Source organism: Streptomyces sp. NPDC087901 (assembly GCF_044742205.1).
Lineage (GTDB): Bacteria > Actinomycetota > Actinomycetes > Streptomycetales > Streptomycetaceae > Streptomyces.
The window spans coordinates 912,244-929,986 of sequence record NZ_JBIUUC010000002.1 but is presented as its reverse complement, the minus strand read 5'-3'; the positions used below and the strand labels follow the sequence as shown (position 1 = coordinate 929,986).

At 68.5% G+C, this 17,743-nt stretch carries 11 protein-coding genes and 3 pseudogenes; 10 read left to right on the top strand and 4 right to left on the bottom strand.

Features of this window, described 5'->3' with window-relative positions:
- Window positions 1-144 precede the first annotated feature (144 nt).
- A pseudogene (locus tag ACIOEW_RS09510) lies at window positions 145-474 on the top strand (transposase); the annotation flags it as partial.
- Window positions 475-1,075: 601 nt separating this feature from the next.
- On the opposite strand, the gene ACIOEW_RS09505 reads toward ACIOEW_RS09510, so the two are convergent.
- Complete coding sequence (locus ACIOEW_RS09505; protein ID WP_401962933.1) at window positions 1,076-2,683, bottom strand: serine/threonine-protein kinase; 1,608 nt, start codon at window positions 2,681-2,683, stop codon at window positions 1,076-1,078.
- A 257-nt stretch (window positions 2,684-2,940) separates the two neighbouring features.
- On the opposite strand from ACIOEW_RS09505, the gene ACIOEW_RS09500 reads away from it, so the two are divergent.
- Window positions 2,941-3,597 (top strand): hypothetical protein, encoded by a 657-nt coding sequence (locus ACIOEW_RS09500; protein ID WP_401962930.1) that lies wholly within the window; start codon window positions 2,941-2,943, stop codon window positions 3,595-3,597.
- A gap of 15 nt (window positions 3,598-3,612) precedes the next feature.
- On the opposite strand, the pseudogene ACIOEW_RS09495 reads toward ACIOEW_RS09500, so the two are convergent.
- Window positions 3,613-3,894: pseudogene (locus ACIOEW_RS09495) on the bottom strand (transposase); the annotation flags it as partial.
- Window positions 3,895-4,314: 420 nt separating this feature from the next.
- Between ACIOEW_RS09495 and ACIOEW_RS09490 the strand changes: the two are divergent.
- The 3 genes and pseudogenes from ACIOEW_RS09490 to ACIOEW_RS09480 form a co-directional block, all read left to right on the top strand.
- Window positions 4,315-4,662 (top strand): annotated as a pseudogene (locus ACIOEW_RS09490) (transposase); the annotation flags it as partial.
- A 231-nt stretch (window positions 4,663-4,893) separates the two neighbouring features.
- The gene (locus ACIOEW_RS09485; protein WP_401962927.1) at window positions 4,894-5,298 is read left to right on the top strand and encodes a transposase family protein; all 405 of its coding nucleotides are present in this window, start codon (window positions 4,894-4,896) and stop codon (window positions 5,296-5,298) included.
- Window positions 5,299-5,328: 30 nt separating this feature from the next.
- Complete coding sequence (locus ACIOEW_RS09480; RefSeq protein WP_401962924.1) at window positions 5,329-5,670, top strand: transposase; 342 nt, start codon at window positions 5,329-5,331, stop codon at window positions 5,668-5,670.
- Window positions 5,671-5,954: 284 nt separating this feature from the next.
- On the opposite strand, the gene ACIOEW_RS09475 is transcribed toward ACIOEW_RS09480, so the two are convergent.
- Window positions 5,955-7,751 carry a sulfatase gene (locus ACIOEW_RS09475; protein WP_362554910.1) on the bottom strand — a complete coding sequence of 599 codons (1,797 nt, stop codon included), beginning with the start codon at window positions 7,749-7,751 and terminating at the stop codon, window positions 5,955-5,957.
- 136 nt (window positions 7,752-7,887) lie between these two features.
- Here ACIOEW_RS09475 and ACIOEW_RS09470 point away from each other — a divergent pair, with 136 nt between their 5' ends.
- The 5 genes from ACIOEW_RS09470 (at window position 7,888) to ACIOEW_RS09450 (ending at window position 15,256) form a co-directional block, all read left to right on the top strand.
- Complete coding sequence (locus ACIOEW_RS09470; protein WP_401962921.1) at window positions 7,888-8,847, top strand: formylglycine-generating enzyme family protein; 960 nt, start codon at window positions 7,888-7,890, stop codon at window positions 8,845-8,847.
- Window positions 8,848-8,919: 72 nt separating this feature from the next.
- Entirely contained in the window at window positions 8,920-9,522 is a 603-nt protein-coding gene (locus ACIOEW_RS09465) for a PadR family transcriptional regulator (protein WP_362554908.1), read from the top strand.
- Window positions 9,523-9,709: 187 nt separating this feature from the next.
- The gene (locus tag ACIOEW_RS09460) at window positions 9,710-11,284 is read left to right on the top strand and encodes a sulfatase (RefSeq protein ID WP_362554906.1); all 1,575 of its coding nucleotides are present in this window, start codon (window positions 9,710-9,712) and stop codon (window positions 11,282-11,284) included.
- A 39-nt stretch (window positions 11,285-11,323) separates the two neighbouring features.
- Window positions 11,324-12,685: an MFS transporter gene (locus ACIOEW_RS09455; RefSeq protein ID WP_401962918.1), complete on the top strand. Its 1,362-nt coding sequence runs from the start codon at window positions 11,324-11,326 to the stop codon at window positions 12,683-12,685.
- A gap of 102 nt (window positions 12,686-12,787) precedes the next feature.
- On the top strand, window positions 12,788-15,256 hold the full coding sequence (locus tag ACIOEW_RS09450; RefSeq protein WP_401962916.1) for a beta-glucosidase H: 2,469 nt from the start codon (window positions 12,788-12,790) through the stop codon (window positions 15,254-15,256).
- 385 nt (window positions 15,257-15,641) lie between these two features.
- On the opposite strand, the gene ACIOEW_RS09445 is transcribed toward ACIOEW_RS09450, so the two are convergent.
- Complete coding sequence (locus tag ACIOEW_RS09445; RefSeq protein WP_401962913.1) at window positions 15,642-17,732, bottom strand: beta strand repeat-containing protein; 2,091 nt, start codon at window positions 17,730-17,732, stop codon at window positions 15,642-15,644.
- Window positions 17,733-17,743: the final 11 nt, after the last annotated feature.

The following is a 17,743-nucleotide window of genomic DNA, read 5'->3' as shown; positions in this document are numbered from 1 at the left end:
CGCCGTCGCCACCCGCTACGAGAAGCGGACCTACATCTACCTCGGCACCGTCACACTCGCAGCCCTCGCGATCTGGCTCCGCACATGATCCGAGACAGGACCTAAGACTCCATCTCATTTGGTGGGGCCGATACGCTGTCGTTTATGGTGGGGATCGTTGAGCGACTCGTGCCGGACGAGTTGTGGGAGTTGTTCCAGCGGGTGGTGCCGGAAGCGCCCTCGCGGACACAGGGCGGCGGTCGGCGCCGACACGGTGACCGGGAGGTCCTGGCCGCGATCGTGTTCGTGGCCACGTCAGGCTGTACTTGGCAGCAGTCGCCCACTGCTTCGTTCGGCCCCTCGGGGGCGACGGCTCATCGCCGTTTCTCCGAGTGGACGAAGGCCAGGGTGTGGGCCAAGCCCCACTGGGTGGTCCTCGACGAGCTCGGTTTCCGCGGCGAGTTGGACGGTCGATCGACTTGGTCTTGCGCCCTAGTTGGTCGTACTCGTAACGCCAGACGTTGCTTTTTGTCGTCGGTGACGTCTGCAGCCGGCCGGAGCGGGTGTAGGTGTACTTCGTCTCGTCGTAGCCGAGCAGTGCATCTTCTCGAACGCGTCCAGGGCCCTGCGGTCGTGGGGGCCGTAGCGCCTCCGGCGGTCGCGGCCTAACCGTTCGCACAGTTCCACCGCGCCCCGATCGTCGCCGGATTCGCCCGTCAGCTCGGCAAGTTCGACACGGGCCGCGACGGTCTCATCGTGCGCCGACCCGAACTGCAGCAGAAGCAGCCGGACGCGCTTCTCAGCCTCCCTGATGCGCTCCGTGATGCGCGACGTTGCGACACGCATCGCCTGCCCGTCTTCAGACACGGCGTCATGTAGTGCCTCCCGCCGAAGTCCACGCGCCACTGCAAGATCGTCGACGCCACCTTTATGGCGGTGCCCCCGGAGCAGTGCAGATTGTTCCGTCGCTCGTGATGACCGGGACCGTGTATGAAGTGGGCGTCCGATCGCTGGACCTTGAGCGCCAACCGTCTGCACGAGGAATCCGCGCCCCCTGGTCGACCCATGACGAAGAGGCCAACCAAGAGGAGACACCTCAGGACGTCGAGCCTACTGAGCGCTTGGGGTCGCCCCTGAAGCCCCCGCATGCCTCAACTGACGGCACCTCACGTGTCACAACCACCGTGTAGGTACCGAGGAGCTCGGCCGGCTCATACGACTCGTAAGGGACGCCCAGATCTGCGGTCTTCAGGACGTCAGGCCACCGGAAGGACCACGATGTCTTGCCCTCGGGTATAGCGAGTGGAACCTGGTCACCCTTGGGGAGCTTTAGGTAGACGAGTCTCTGGTCGTCGCCCTGGGCAGGCAAGGGGCTTCGAATGTGAATCAAGGATGCAGAAATCCAGTAGCCCTTTGACGCTACGGGAGTGACGGAGATTGCGAATCCGGAGGAGTTCTCCACCGCCATGCCCACGCCTGAGGATTCGTCGCCATTCAGAACGCATACCCCCCTCTGGCTGTTAAAGGTGAGGGTGGATAGAAGTGCGTCCAATTGAGGGACTTCTGGTTCGGGTTCCTCAAATGGTGGCATCGTCATCGGATCCTCGACGGACGGAGCTGCCGTCGTCAGCTCGGGGGTTGACGGCTGGCTAGTTGATGGCGACGAAGCCGACGACGTCGAACGGCCATGCCCGGGGGCGATCCAAGGGCCGAAGGCCACTCCGGCAACAAGTAGACCCGCTCCTGCCACTGCAAGAACTGACCACCTGCCCCTGCGGCTCTGCGCAAGTGAGCCGTGAACAAAGGTCGATGACTCTGAGGTCGAGGCTTCCCTCTTCCTCCCGGCAGGGGGCCAGCGGTAGCCGGACGACGTCTCCCGGTAGCCGTAGGAGCGAAGGGCTGTCAAGTGAGCGAGGACTGAGTTCAATGGCGGCCGCATATGCGGGTCCTTGTGCATGCACGCGGCAACCACATCCCTTAGCTCCTCAGGCACGCCCGAAAAATCTGGCTCCTCGTGCACGACGTGGTACTGAGCGGTAAGGGCAGTGACACCCTTAAAGGCGTGTTCGCCTGACGAAGCGAACGTCAGGACAGCACCGAGAGAAAAAACATCCGAGGCCGCACTAACAGGCTTCCCCTGCACCTGCTCCGGAGAGAAATAGCCCGGAGTTCCAAGAATCATCCCGGTGTGGGTGGCCTGGGTGAAGTCCGTCGCATAGGCCAGCCCAAAATCGATGATCTTAGGGCCGCCATCCGTCAGCAACACGTTTCCGGGCTTGAGGTCGCGGTGCACCAGGCCCACCTTATGGATCGATGCCAAACCAAAGGTGAGGCCGAGAGCGAAATCCACTGCCGCCGGCAGCGATAGCGAGCCACGGCTGCGCACATGGTCTCGAAGCGACAAGCCCTCGACGTACTCCGTAGCGATCCACGGCTCTCGAGCGTAGGTATCGAAGCTCTTCACTCGCACCGTGTACGAGCTCCTTACCGAACTCGCAGCCTCGGCCTCCCTGGTAAACCGACGGCGAAAGCCCTCCTCCTGCGCAAATTCACTCCTGATGGTCTTGACCGCGACAGGCCCGTCCTGCCCGTCCTGCCCGTCCTGCACGGCCAGATAGACCGTTCCCATCCCGCCACTACCAAGCCTCGAAATTAGCCGAAACGGGCCGATCTCTGCCGGTTCGTCCTCCTGCAGATCCCACACGTGGCAGCCCCTTCCCCCGATACGTCCTGACCAGGTGGAGACGATAGCCCGTGCGGACACGCCCGCACTTGCCGAGCGTCCGCCTGAACTCACCTCTAGGGCGTTTCGTTTGGATCATGCGAGTTGCTAGTTGTGACGGTCCCGGGCGCTGTGTCAGTGCCGTGCCGTACGGTCCGGCTGTGATCTCGCGACCAACGGGTCAAGCGCAGGGCCCTTATGACGCTGCTTTCCTTCCTCGGCTGCAGATGAGTCTGCGGATGGCCGATGAGCCGGTGACGGAGCCGGTGTCCAAGTTCGGGGGGCAGCCGGTGTGGCTGGAGGTGCCGGCATGGCCAGTGGATCCACAGACCGGGGAGCCGCTGGTGTTCATCGGCCAGTTCCGGGTGCCGGGGGAAGAGGTGCGCCTGGCGTACCTGTTCTTGGAGGAAGACGGCCGGATCATGGGCATGCATCCGACCTCCGGCGAGGCCGTCGTGCTCATACAGCCTGACGGCAGGGTGCCCTCGTTCGCAGTGATCGGGCCTCCCGGGACCGTAGGACGATCACTGTGGCGTTGGGGTCACGACGAGACGGAGATCCCTGTCGAATGGGTGGTCGACCTGGAGCCTGCGCCGCCCGAGGTGGACGCGGCAGCCAATCACCACGCCGCGTGGTGGAGTTACATGCGGCACGACGGCCCGGAGGTCGACCTGCCGTCGGGCGACGAGGCCGAAGACTTCCTCGGCGGCACGGCTGTACTGTCCAACGGCCATGCCGGGGGCCTCGACGACGACTCCTGGCTCTTCCTCTGCCAGTTCGCCGACCGGGGCGAGGACGCAAGGGATCCCTTCTTTCTTAACTTTGGCTACGGCAGCGGATTCGTCTTCATCAGCTCCGACCACTGCGAAGGTCGCTTCCTGGGCGACTGCAGCTGACCGGCCCCGGCGCGGTCAGCGAGCGGACCAGAGCCAGATGCCGGCGACGTGGAGTCCGGCCAGGTAAATGGTCGCGGTCTTCTCGTAGCGGGTGGCGGTGCCGCGCCACTGCTTCAGGCGGTTGATGCACCGCTCGACAGTGTTGCGCTGCTTGTATGCCTCGCGGTCGAAGGCCGGTGGCCAACCCCCGCGGCTGCCTTGACGCAGGCGGTGGCCCCGCTGGTCCGCCGGGATGGGGATCACCGCTCGGATGCCGCGCTTGCTCAGGTGGTCGCGAATGGCGCGTGAGGAGTAGGCCTAATGGGAAGCGAAGGCCGGTGGAAGCTGACCTTCAGGGGCCCGAGCCGAACCTTTGAGTATGCCCGGGCCTGAGAGCCTTGTTGACAAGACGAGGCTGGCTCGCGCCCAGCAGTCTGGGCATGAGTGCTCGCATCCAGGTCCGGTTCTGTCTAATTGGGCCTCGAAGTCGTCCTGTTGCTGCGGGCCGGTCCGTCTGCGGCCACCGGGCGGTTTGCTGTCCGTTGTCCGAGCCGGTTGTGTGGATCACCTCTCAGCTCTGCCTTGAGCTTTCAGCTCTGACACGGACCGAGGGCCGCATGACTCGCTGGGGTTGCGAACGGCTGGTGGGATGAAGTGCCTTGAGCACTTCCATTAGGGAGCACGCGCACCCTGCACAGGCTCTGGCCTGGGAAAAGAGTCGCGACGAAGGAGGGCCGGATGGCGATTGTCGAGTTACAGACGCCAGTGTTCTGTGGCGTGGACTGGGCCGAAGACCACCACGACATCGCACTGGTCGATGCTGGCGGAAGGCAACTCGCCAAGGTGCGGATCGGTGACGATGCTGCAGGGTTTACCCAGCTCACGGACCTTCTGGCCGAACATGGCGACAGCGAGGCCGCCCCGATCCCCGTGGCGATCGAGACGTCACGCGGACTCCTCGTCGCCTGCGTGCGGGCCACCGGGCGGCCGGTCTTCGCGATCAACTCGCTGGCAGTTGCCCGCTACCGAGATCGCCACTCCGTCGCCCGCAAGAAGTCAGACGCCGTCGACGCTGCGGCCCTGGCCGTGACCTGAAGCGGACCGGAGTTCATCGGATGTGTCGACTCCTTGGGTTCGTGCGGCCTTGCCTCATCCTGCCTTCAGCGGAGTCTCCGTGCGCATCTTGGGAATTTGATTGAGGAGTTGGCAGGACCGTGGCTTGCCCGGTGTGAGTCTGCACTGCGTGAGCGACGTGGTGCCGAGAGACAGCGGGACGCTGGTGCCGGACCGAAGCACGACCTGGTCTTCACCGACCGTGTGCTGGTCACGCTGGCGCATCTGCGCATCGGGCCCCCGCAGGTCGCGCTGACCGAGCTGTGCGGCACAGCTCGCTCCACGATCTCCCGGGCCATCGGCGAGATCCGCCCGCTGCTGGCCGCCCGTGGCTTCGCCGTCCCCGACCGCCCCGGCGTCAGGCTGCGCACCCTGGCGGATGCATTCGCCTACGCCGAGCCCGAGGGGATCCGTCTACGAATCGATGGCGCCGAAACCCAGGTTCGCCGCCCGAAGGCCGGTCAGCCAGGACGACGAGCCTTCGTATCAGGCAAGAGGAAACAGAACACAATCAAGACCACCACGGTGAGCGATGGCCAGGGCCGTCTGCTGTGGTCGGGCGCGAGCCGGCCCGGTCGCATGCACGACCAGACCGCGGTGCGCATCTAGGGCATCACGGAGCAGTTCCGGCTCCATCCGGTGGTGAAAGCCGAGGTCGACGAGGGCTATCGGGGCCTGGCCAACGCATTCCCCGATCAGGTCAGCGCCCCACCGAGGAAGCCGAAGGACGACGCGCCGCCCAGCGAGCACTACGCATGGCAGGAAATGCGCCGACGCCAGTCCTCGGCCCGGATCTGCGTCGAGCACACCAACGCCGAACTACGGCAGCGGCGCCCGCTCCAGCGCTACACCACCCGACGCGAGGACTACACCGAAACCCACCGCGCGATTGCCTCGCTGGCATCGGACCGCTCCGCTTACCGGCCAACCCGCCGCAAGCTGAGCACCACACTGGTACTCGTCCGGCGAGACGCCTTCTGATCAAATACCAGCCAACCCGCCAGGCCAACATGTCGGGGCCTCAATCGCGGACCATGTCGTTAGCTTGCGTTCTCATCCTCGGGCGATCTTGGCGTTCACCCGGTCGGACCCGGCCCGCCCCTCAGGCGGCCGCTACTGAGGTCGGTGACGCCGGGCAGGCACGCGACAGCCCGGCAGCCGGCCATGAGCGCCGGCGAGCGTGTCTCCTCTTGAGCCCCGGCTGCTCCCTCACGACGGACCCCGCCACACTCGGGCAACCCCGTGCCGCACAACCAGCGAAGCGACTACCGCGGTGGCGTCATTTCGGCCGAGTCGAGTCCGGCGAGAGCGGTCGCGAGGGCCGTCAGACGGTCGGCCGGCAGGAGGCCGACGGCGAAGGCGGCGATCTGGAGGAGGGAGAGATCAGCGGCCATACGGATGAACGGGCCGTCGAGCAGGGTGGCGAAGTGTTCCCGCAGGATTGCGGTCGCGCCGGGGTGGGTGAGCAGGTCACGCAGTGGCACATGGACGCTGAACGGCCCGGCCGGGTAGTCCTCGGGGCGCGGTGGTGCCTGCCGGGATGCCTCGGCCTGGGCGTGCTGAGCGGATGCCAGCAGGTGTTCGATGCGCACCGGTCCGGTCGGCGGGAGTCCGAGCCGTTCGTACTGTTCGTGCGGGGCGTCCGCGGCCCGCAGCCGCTCGGTCAACAGCGTCGCCATGCGCAGTTCGAGGTCGCTGTCGACGAGTGGGTGTTCCTGCTCCGGGTCGGTGGCGAGGTCGAAGAGCAGAGTGCCGAAGGCGTACGGGTTGGACATGGCGTGCCCCGGCACCTTCAGCACGGGCACCTCCTTGGTGAAGGTGAACGGTCCCACCAGTTCGGCGTCCTTGAGTTCGGCGGGGCTGAACCGGCCGCGCATGTGGGTGGGCATCAACGTGTGTTCGGAGAGCGGCTGGTTGAACGGGTTCACGCAGGCCCTCATGTAGACGTGCCGCCCGTCGGTGACACTTACGTGTCCGCCGAAGCCGCCGAAGAGGCCGGCTTCGCGGACGGGGGCGTCGTCGGCGACCGTCTGCCGCAGGGGACTGCCCTGCATGTCGGGCGTGCGGTTGATGTCGAAGTACTCCAGGAGGGTGGGGGCGAAGTCGATTGTCTGGACGAGGGATCGGCGGCGTTCGCCCTGGACGCGGCTGCGCGGGTCCCAGATGAACAGGGGCGTGTGGATGGTCTCGTCGTACCAGGGCTGGACGTTCTTGCCCCACCAGCCGTGCTCGCCGAGCAGCAGCCCGTGGTCCGTGCAGACGATCAGCAATGTGTCGTCCCACAGGGCGAGTTCATCCATCGCGTCGAGGACGCGGCCGAGGGACTGGTCGCACATGGACAGCAGAGCGGCGTATTCGAGGCGAGCATGCTCGACCTGTTCGCCCGTCTCGGTGACCTGCTTGTAGTCGGGCCAGTCGAAGTGCGGGCCGTCGTACGTGTGCGAGTAGAGATCCTTGTGGCGGGCGTAGCTGAAGAAGGGCTCGTGCGGGTCGAAGGTCTCGATCTGCAGGAACCAGTTGTCGTCGGCGTGGTTCGTACGGAGGAATTCCAGACCGGCGTCGAAAGTGCGGGTCTGCGGGTGATCCGCCTCGTCGGTCAGGTACTGCCGGTTGATCCAGTCCTGTCGCCACGTCTCGCCCTTACGGGCTCGCAGGGCGTCGGGGATGTCGGGGTCGGCGACCTGCCCCTTCCAGGGGTCGCCCTCCTGGCCACGGAAGAACTCGAACGTGCGGTAGCGGCCGTGGTACGTGGCGCCGCCGTCCTCCCAGTAGTGCTGGTGGTCGGTGACGAGGTGCGTGTGGATGCCGTTCTCGGTGAGGATCTGCGGCATCGAGTCGTCGAACGGTTCCAGCGGGCCCCAGCTGCGGTGCAGGAAGTTGTGGCGGCCGGTGTGGATCTCCCGGCGGGCCGGCATGCAGGGCATGGAACCGGCGTAGCAGGTGTCGAAGGTCGCCGTGCGCTCGGCGAGGCGCGCGAAGTTCGGGGCATGGGTCCAGTCCGCTCCGTACGGCGGGAGGAAGCGGCGGTTGAGCGTGTCGAACATGACCATGACGGCCTTCATGGCGTCCCTTCCGATGGCGGGCTGCCGGTGGCGCTGTCCCTCTCTGACAGAGAGGTGCCATCCGGCGACCTGTGTACGTTAGAACATATGAGCCGGGTGCAGTAGCCCTCGGCCCCACCGGAAGGAGCCAACCCTCATGAGCGATGCCACCCCTCCGCCCCGCTGCTGCATGCCCTCTGGCGGGGGCACGTCCACCGTCCGGCTCGAGGCCCTTCCCGCACCGTCGGCCTCGCCGGGCCGTCCCCTGGACGGGATGGTGCTGCTGCCCGGGGGCGAGTTCCTGATGGGCGCCCAGGACGCGGAAGGCTTCCCGAACGACGGGGAGGGGCCGGTACGTTCCGTCCGGCTCGCCCCGTTCCGTATCGACGCCTTCGCGGTGACCAACGACCGGTTCGCGGACTTCGTCGCCGACACCGGATATCGCACCGACGCGGAGCAGATCGGCTGGTCGTACGTGTTCGCCGGCTTCCTGCCCGCGGCCCTGCGGCGCGGCGCACCGAGGCCGGAGCGTACGCCCTGGTGGTGCGGGGTCGAAGGTGCCACATGGGACCGGCCCGAGGGGCCCGGAAGCACGGTCGTCGGACGCGCTCACCACCCCGTGGTGCACGTGTCCTGGAACGATGCGGCCCGGTACGTGAGCTGGGCAGGCAAGCGGCTGCCCACCGAGGCCGAGTGGGAGTACGCGGCGCGCGGCGGCCTGGAGCAGAAGCGCTACCCGTGGGGGGACGAGCTCGACGCAGGCGGGACGTACCGGTGCAACATCTGGCGTGGACAGTTCCCGGCGAAGAACACCGCTGAGGACGGCCACCGCGGCACGGCCCCCGTCGACGCCTTCCAGGCCAACGGCTACGGGCTCCACAACATGTCCGGGAACGTCTGGGAGTGGTGCGCCGACTGGTGGACCACCGACCACGGCGCAGCCCGCCCGCTGGTCGGCCCCCAGGGCCCGGAGACCGGCACCGACAAGGTCATCCGCGGCGGCTCCCACATGTGCCACAGGTCCTACTGCAACCGCTACCGGGTCGCCGCCCGCACCGCCAACAGCCCTGACAGTTCCAGCGGACACGCAGGTTTCCGTTGCGTTGCTCCCGCATGAAGACCTCTTGACACCCTCCGGTCGGCGGGTGAACCTGTGACGCATCAGTTCCTAGGAACATAGGCGGTACGGATGCATCTCGACTTTGTGATTCTCGGCGCGCTGGCTCTGCGCCCCCTCTCGGGCTACGACCTGCGGCAGTGGATGCAGAGTTCGGGCCGGTACATCGGCTACGGCGTGCAGCTGCCGCAGATCTACCGCAGGCTGGCCAAGCTGGTGGAGCGTGACTGGGTCGGCTTCGAGGTCGACCCGCGCGAAGGACGCCCCGACGCCAAGGTGTACAGGATGACCGAAGGGGGCCGCTCGGCGCTCCTGGAGTGGGCGCGCTCACCGTTCGAGCCGTCGCCTCGTCCGATGGATTCCGACTTCAAGCTGCGATTCATCTTCGGCGGTCAGCTCGGCCCCGAGATCGCACTCGCGGTCGTCAGCACGGAGCTGGAGTACCGCCTCAAGCACGACGCCGTCTCGCCGGTCGCGCCGCTGCCCTTCACCTACGAGGCGCAGATTCCCGAGCTGGACCCGGCCTGGGCCCGCGAGGTCCACACCATGGCCCACGAGAACGGCTACGCGTCCGTCGCCGCGTACATCGCCTGGCTCCAGCTGACCAAGGTTCGCCTTGAGGCTCACGTCGCCCGACGTGTGGAAGGGCAGCACCCAGAGCGCCACGACCGCTGAACGCCCCCCTCGGCCCCCACCACCGGCATGCAGAACCACCTGCCGTGACCGGCTGCTGACCGCCCCGCCCCTGCACCTGTCCCTGTCCCTTCTCTCTTCGGGCTGCCGTCGGCGAGTCCGCGGCGAAGCGTACCCAAAAGCAGCCCCCGGGCCCTCACCCCCCTGCCCCGCCTGCCTGGAGTTCCGCATGCGCATCATCTACGTCGACGTGGACACCCTCCGTGCCGACCACACCACCCCGTACGGCTACCACCGCCCCACCACCCCCAACTTGCAGAAGCTGGCCAACAAGGCGGTCACCTTCGACCGCTACTACTGCTCCGACTCCCCCTGCCTGCCCTCGCGCACGGCACTGACCAGCGGGCAGTTCGGCATCACCAACGGCGTCGTCGGCCACTTCGGGCCCGCCGCACAGTTCCGGCTCGATGCCGGCCACGGGCCCGAGCCCGACCGCCCGCTGCTCGGGCAGCGCCTCGGCCTGGGCGGGTACTACACCGCCGCCGTCTCCGTCTTCGCCGAGCGGCACCGTGCGTACTTCTTCCATGCCAACTTCCGCGAGGCGATCCGCGCAACCGACCGCTTCGGCGACGAGGAGGCCCAGGACGTCAACCGCGCGGCCATCGACTGGCTCCGCCGCCACGCCGACGAGGACAACTGGTACCTGCATCTCACCTACTGGGACCCGCACACCAACTACACCCAGCCTGCCGAGTGGACCGAGAGGATGGCCGCCTCGGGGCCGGTGCAGGAGTGGCCCGACGAGGAGACCATCACCTCGCACGCGGAGATCTACGGGCCGCGCAGCGCCCTCGACCTGCACTACTCCCTGAAGGGCCCGGCGGGATCGCCCGTCCCGCACAACATGCCTGACGCGATCCGCTCCCGCGCCGACTTCGAGCACCTGATCAACGGCTACGACGGCGCCGTCTCCTACTGGGACCACCACTTCGGCCAACTCATGGCGGCACTCGGCGAGTTGGGAATCGCTGAGGACACTGCCGTGATCGTCAGCGCCGACCACGGAGAGTCGTTCGGCGAACAGGGCTCGTACGCGGAACACGGCCTGGCCAACGAGCCCACGCACCGGCTGCCGCTGGTCGTGTACTGGCCCGGCGTCACCGACCAACTCCCGGACGAGGCGCGGCGCAACGACGCGCTCCTCTACAACATCGACCTCGCGCCGAGCCTGTGCGACCTGCTCGGCCTGGACGTCCCGGCGGGCTGGCAGGGCGAGTCCTTCGCCGCAGCGGTACGCGGAGAAGGGATGGACTCACGTGAGTACCTGGTCCTCGGACACGGCGCGCACACCTACCAGCGGTCCGTACGCACCCGCGACCACCTCTACATCCGCACCTACCACCCGGGGTCCTTCCGAGCCGAGTGGGAGCAGCTCTTCCACGTCGCCGAGGACCCGTTCCTGACCACCGACCTGGTGGAGGCGGAACCTGAGCTCGCGACCACCATGCGCTCCCACCTCGCCGAGTGGTGGCACAAGTACGCGGGCCGCCCCGGAGCCCTGCCCGACCCGATGCAGACCACCCTGCAGACCGGCCCCACGTACTACAACGACCCCGTCCGCTATGCCCAGCACCTGCGCGACACCGACCGGGCGCACCTGGCCGAAGACCTCGAAGAACGCCTCGCCGTGCTGAACGTGCCCGTCTCCTGGCACGCCCCCGACCGGCCGCGTACCGCAGAACTCCTCCAGCGCTGGACGCGGTTGCTGCAGACACGCGACCAGGAGTCCGTGCAGCCCCGCTGAGCCTCGCCTCCGCCCCGGCACCGACGAAGGAGTCGCTTGATGCCGACCGAAGCCGCACCACCCCCGATACCTCAGCCCTACACCGCGCACCTCACGGACACCTCTGGCAAGAAGCCGCGACGCTGGCGTCAACTCGCCCTGCTGAGCGGATTGTCGAGCGTGGACAACAGCGAGTCCAGCGTCGTCTCGGTCTTGTTTCCCGCCCTGCGGACGGCGCTCGGCCTGCCCTTGGCCGCACTCGGCGTACTCGTCGGTGTCGGCAAACTGGCGGGGGTGATCTTCGGCCCCGTGTGGGTGGCGGTGGCGCAGCGCTACCCGCGCAAGAACGTCCTCGCCGTCTGCTGCGGCCTGTGGGGCGTGTGGACGATCGGGTCGGGGTTCGCGCAGAACTATGTCCAGTTGCTGGTGCTGTTCACGATCTCCGCCGCTGGTGTCGCCGGTGGTGGCCCGCTGGTCAACGCCCTTCTGTCCGACCTCTTCGACGACAAGACGCGCGGCAGGGCCGCCGGGTACCTGTACGGTCTCGCCGCGCTCGGCACCGGTCTCGCAGGGCCGCTCCTCGGGCGGCTCTCGGACGTGGAGGACGGCTGGCGGTACGGCTTCTTCGTCGCGGGTTCGATCCAGGTGCTGTTCGGCATCCTGGTCCTGCTGTTCCTCCGTGACCCAGGTGTCGGTGCGTCCGAGCCCCAACTCAGCTCCGCCGCCCCCACGTCCCGTGGCAACCACACGCTGACCTGGGCGCGGGTGCGCGAACTGCTGCGCAACCGCACTCTGATGCTGATCTGTCTGCAGCGGGTGGTGAACGGCCAGTTCGTGATCATCAGCTTCGGAGTGACGTTCCTCGTCGACGAACGAGGCTTCACCAACGCCGAAGCCTCCTTCCTGACCGTACCGTTCTCTGCCGCCTACTTGGCGGGGACGATCCTGGGCGGCATGGTCACCGACCGGGTCCACCTTCGCAAACCCCGTACCGGCCGGGTCATGGCTCTGCAGTTCACCGTCATCGCCTACGCCGTGGTTGCCTATTTCGTCACCCAGTTCACCTGGCAGACCCTGGCGATGCACTTCGTCCTGTTCGGCGTACTCGCCGCCATCCAGGGCTCCACCCCCGGCATCAACAGGCCACTGGTCATGTCGACAACGCTGCCGGAGCTGCGTGGCGCCGCGTTCGCGCTGATGCTCTCGGCCGAGGCGGCCGGCTGGGCCTGCACCACCGTACTTGTCGGCTACCTCGGCGACGCTCTCGGCCTGCAGGTTGCGTTCCTGTGGCTCGTGGTCGTCCTGATGCTCGTCAACGGCGCCCTCATCAGCTTCCTCTACCGGACCTACCCCCGCGACGCTGCCGCGGTCCAGGCCGAACTGGTCCGCCGCGCGAGCACCGCCAGGACCACGAGCTCCTGATGCCGGCCGCTGCGCCCGCGGATCCCGCCCCTCCCCCACGCGCATAGCCGTACCGAGCCGGCCGGCCCGTGTCGGTCGACCACCCACCCCAGCAAGGAAGTCGTGACCGTGGAACACCCTGACTACACGCCCCTCGTCAATGCGGCGCTGGCCCGCCTCGGCCTCGATGCCAAGACCAGGCTCCTCGCGGGCCAGGACCTGTGGTCCCTGCCCGCACTGCCTGAGATCGGTCTGGAGTCCCTGGTGATGTCGGACGGGCCGGTCGGCGTGCGGGGCGTCGCCTGGAGCGCCGACGATCCGTCCCTCGCCCTGCCCAGCCCGACCGCGCTCGCGGCGACCTGGGATCCGGAGCTCGCCCGGCAGGCCGGCCGGGTCCTTGCCCAGGAGGCCCACCGCAAGGGCGTGCATGTGCTGCTCGCGCCCACCGTCAACCTGCACCGCTCCCCGCTGGGCGGCCGGCACTTCGAGTCCTACTCCGAAGATCCCCTGCTCACCGCCCGCATCGGCACGGGTTACGTGACCGGTGTCCAGGAGAGCGGAGTCGCCGCCACGGCCAAGCACTTCGTCGCCAACGACGCCGAGACCGAACGCTTCACCGTAGACAACCGCGTTTCACAACGAGCCCTGCGTGAGCTGTACCTCGCGCCGTTCGAGGAGATCATCGCCGCCGCCCACCCCTGGGCGCTGATGTCCGCGTACAACGGCGTCAACGGCTCCACCATGTCCGAGCATCGGGATCTCCAGGTCGGCGTTCTGCGCGAGGAGTGGGGCTACGACGGCGTCGTCGTCTCCGACTGGCTGGCCGCCCGCGACACCCTTGCCGCCATCGAAGGCGGCCTGGACGTGGCCATGCCAGGCCCGCTCACGGTCTTCGGGCCCGCTCTGGCCGCCGCTGTGAGAGATGGGCGGGTGGCCGAGGAGACGGTGGACACCGCCGTACGTCATGTCCTGCTGCTCACGGCACGCCTCGGCCTCCTCGATGGCGCGGCCCCCGTCGTCCCCGAGGACGGGCGCCCCGCACCCCTCGACGGCCGGGCTGTGGCCCGGGAGATCGCCGCCCGCTCCGTCGTACTGCTCCGAAATCAGAACCGGATACTTCCCCTGGACCCGGCCGCCCTGCGCAGCGTCGCGCTCATCGGCCGCGCGGCGCGGGACGCCCGCTTCCTCGGCGGCGGCTCCGCGACCGTCTACCCCACCCGTGTCGTCTCGCCACTGGAGGGACTGCGCGAGGCGCTGCCCGACGACGTCGCGCTGACTTACGCGACAGGCGCCGACCCGGACGACCAACTCGCAGTCGCCACCGAAGGCTTCACCCTGCGGGCCGTGCTCCGCGACGCGCACGGAACCGTCCTCGCCGAGCAGCCCCTCACCCTCGGCCGGATCCGCTGGATGGACTCGGCCCTGCCCGGCGGAGTTGATTACGACGCCCTGGAGTCGGTGGAGATCATCGGCACCTTCACACCCCGCGACAGCGGCACCCACCACTTCGGCACCGGCGGCACCGGCTCCTACCGGCTCACCGTCAACGGCACGGTGGTGTACGACGGCGCGGACCGTGACGGCGGCGACCCGATGGAGGTGCTCACCGGCCGCCCCGTCCCGCGCGGCACGATCGACCTGGAGGCCGCACGCACGGTCGAGGTCAGCCTCCTCCACCGCAAACCCAAGGTCTCCTACGGCCCGATCCGCGGCGTCACCTTCGGCCTCTCCCACCGCGACCCCGAGCGCGACGACGACCAACTGATCGAGGACGCGGTCGCCGCCGCCTCGACTGCCGGCACAGCGATCGTCGTGGTCGCCACCACCGAGCGCGTCGAGTCCGAGGGCTTCGACCGCTCGGACCTGCGCCTGCCCGGCCGCCAGGACGAACTCGTCGCACGCGTCGCCGCGGCCAACCCCCGAACCGTCGTCGTCGTGAACGCGGGCGCCCCGGTCGAGATGCCCTGGCGCGAGGACGTCGCCGCCGTCCTGCTCACATGGTTCCCCGGCCAGGAGGGCGGTGCCGCCCTCGCCGACGTCCTCCTCGGTCTGAGCGAGCCCGGCGGCCGGCTCCCCACCACCTGGCCCGCCCGCCTCGAAGACGCACCGGTCAGCCGTGTCACCCCCGAGGGCGGCGTCCTGCCCTACGACGAAGGCATCTTCATCGGCTACCGCGCCTGGCAGAACCACTCCGCCGCGCCCGCGTACCCGTTCGGGCACGGCCTCGGTTACACCGACTGGACGTACGAGACCATCAAGGCGCACAGGGACACGGACCACACGGTCAGCGTCCGGATCGAAGTCCGCAACACCGGCGCCCGCACCGGTCGCGAGGTCGTCCAGGTCTACCTTGCCCCGGCCGGCACCCACCAGGGCATCGAGCGCCCCGAAAGGTGGCTGGCAGGCTTCGCCTCCGTCACCGCCGCCCCCGGCGGGTCAGCCGTCGCGGAGATCACCCTGCCGCAGCGCGGCTTCCAGATCTGGGACGACACCACCGCATCCTGGACCACCGTCCCGGGCCGCTACACCGTCCACGCCGGCCATGGCCTGGACACCCTGCCTCTCGCCACCACCGTGGACGTCACCGCCTGACCGTCCAACCCTGAGACCGCTCCGGGACCGGGACCTGACACCCGGTCCCGGAGCACCTCCGTGCCGCGCTCGACGACCCAAGTCAGGTCACGGGACGGAACCTGACGAACGCGCCCGCCGAAGTAATGGCCCGCGTGTTCACCGAGTCGATCGCTCAACGCGACCAGTTTAAGAAGCCTTCATCTGCTGAGCTCGACTCTGTCGGGGTCTTGAGTGGCTGAGGTCAGGCCTTGGACTTGAACATGGTGCGAAGCACGTGGACACACTCCCCGATCGTCTGCTCCCTGCCTGCCCGTGCAGGTCAAGGGCGTTGTCCGGAGACTGCATCGGTCGGGCTCCTCCGGTCAGCTGTCACCGGTTGTCCGAGGGCTCACACGGCCCCAGGTCACTCTGGACCCGGCCTCTCCTCGGGCGCGGGCCGGGCCACGAGTGCGGAGAGGGAGCGGTCCGCCGGGGCGCCGATCAGTTCGGGGTGCACGAAGAATCCCTTCTCCTCCTCGGGTTTGATCTCGTCGGTGGTCAGCGGGTTGGCCCGGGCCCAGTCGTCGCAGCGGACCCCGGTGATCTGCCAGCAGACCTCGATGCCTGCCCCGCCCCCCGCGATCGCGAACGTGTGGTCGGCGAGGGGGCGGCTGACGTGGAGACCGGGGGCCGGGGCGCCGACGGCGGTGAGCTGATAGCGGAAGGACTCGTTCAACGACTCGAACCAATCGGGCAGTTCGACCGTTGCGCTGCCGTCCTCGTCGAGGACGGCAGTGCCGTCGTAGACGTTCTTCAGCTCGGAGGACACGACCGCGGCGTGGACCAGATAGCGGTCCTCGGGCTGGATCGGGTGGTCGATCCTCATGCGGTTCGCGCCTTCGAACAGTGTTCCGGTGATCACGACGTCGCCGTCCAGGTAGGCGGCGCGCGACGCCCCCGTCGCGTACAGACCGGTGGCTCCATTCGCTTCGACTCCGTAGCCCTGGGCGCTGGTGCCATGGACGCCCGAACCGAACGTGCAGGTGCCCTCGACGCCGGGATTCGTGCCGCCGCCCTTGCCGAACACCCCGGCGTTCCCCGTACTGCTCCCGGACAGCCCGGGCCCGGCACCGCCGGTGCCCTGTACTCCGGGACTCGCACCACCGCCCTTGCCGGACACTCCCACGCCCTGCGTACTCGTGCCCGAGACGCCGGTGCCCTGTGTGCTCGACGCGGAGACACCCGCGCCGCTCGTGCTCTCGGCGAGGACGCCCGCACCGCTGGTGCTCACGCCCTTGAGGCCGGCGCCGCCGCTGCCGGTACCGGCGACTCCGGCGCTGGATCCGCCTCCGATACCGGTGACGCCGACGCCCTGAGTACTGGTGCCGGACACGCCCGGACCCGAGGCGCCTGTTCCCTCCACGCCGGCGTTCGCACCGCCGCCCTTCCCGGTGACGCCCACCCCCTGCGTGCTGCTGCCGGAGACTCCGGCGCCCTGAGTGCTCGTACCGAGCACACCCGCGCCGGACGAGCCGACGCCCTCGACGCCGGCGGAGGCCCCGCCGCCCGTCCCATGGAGGCCCGCGCCGTTGGTGCTGGTACCCGAGACTCCCGGGCCGCCGGCTGCACGGCCCGAGACGCCCGCGCCCTTGCCCTTCCCCTCGCCGGTGACACCGTCGCCCTTCGTGCTGGCGCCCGAGACGCCGGGGCCTTCCGTGCTCGTGCCGGACACTCCCGGTCCGGCCGGGGAATTTCCGTCCACTCCCGGGGAGGTGCCGCCCGCCTGGCCGAAAACTCCGGAACCTTCCGTACTCGTTCCGGAGAGTCCGGGACCGGCGGTGGCCGTGCCGACGACGCCCGCTCCCCTGCTGCCGCCCTTGCCCGTGACTCCGTCGCTCTGCGCACTGGATCCCTGGACCCCTGGACCGGTGATGCCGGAGCCCGTGACCCCCGGGCCGGTGCCGGTGCCCTCGCCCGAGATGCCGGGGCCGCCGGCACTCGTGCCCGACACACCGGGGCCGGCTGTCGAGGACCCGAGCAACCCAGGACCGGCCCCGGTGGCTATGCCGGACACACCCGCGCCCTGGCCGCTCCGGCCCTCCATTCCGGGGCCCTCACTGCCGATGCCGAGGACGCCGGGGCTCTTGGGAGCTCCCTCGCCCGAGACCCCGGCCCCTTGGGCGCTCTTGCCCTTCACGCCCGGGCCTTGACCACCGGTACCGAGCACCCCGGGGCCGATTCCCTTGCCGAGGCCCGACACCCCGACCCCGCTTTCGCTGATCCCGGAAACGCCCGTGCCCCCTTGGACGTTCTGGGACCGGCCCACGACTCCTATGCCGCCGCCCTGTTTGTTGTCGCCGAACACGCCAGCGACCGGTTCGTCGTCCGTGCCCGTGTTCCCGCTGCTGCCGATGACACCGCTCCCCTCGGAGCTGTCCCCCCACACACCGAACACCTGCGGGTCTGTGTACCCACTCGATTCGTCCTGTCCTGTGATCGGTCCCGCGGCTGACATGGTCGTCTCCT

Excerpts from the sequence above, each read along its gene's own strand:
- ACIOEW_RS09500 (WP_401962930.1), top strand. The coding sequence starts at position 2,941 with ATGGCCGATGAGCCGGTGACGGAGCCGGTGTCCAAGTTCGGGGGGCAG.
- ACIOEW_RS09470 (WP_401962921.1), top strand. The coding sequence starts at position 7,888 with ATGAGCGATGCCACCCCTCCGCCCCGCTGCTGCATGCCCTCTGGCGGG.
- ACIOEW_RS09475 (WP_362554910.1), bottom strand. The coding sequence starts at position 7,751 with ATGAAGGCCGTCATGGTCATGTTCGACACGCTCAACCGCCGCTTCCTC.
- ACIOEW_RS09460 (WP_362554906.1), top strand. The coding sequence starts at position 9,710 with ATGCGCATCATCTACGTCGACGTGGACACCCTCCGTGCCGACCACACC.
- ACIOEW_RS09455 (WP_401962918.1), top strand. The coding sequence starts at position 11,324 with ATGCCGACCGAAGCCGCACCACCCCCGATACCTCAGCCCTACACCGCG.
- ACIOEW_RS09445 (WP_401962913.1), bottom strand. The coding sequence starts at position 17,732 with ATGTCAGCCGCGGGACCGATCACAGGACAGGACGAATCGAGTGGGTAC.
- ACIOEW_RS09465 (WP_362554908.1), top strand. The coding sequence starts at position 8,920 with ATGCATCTCGACTTTGTGATTCTCGGCGCGCTGGCTCTGCGCCCCCTC.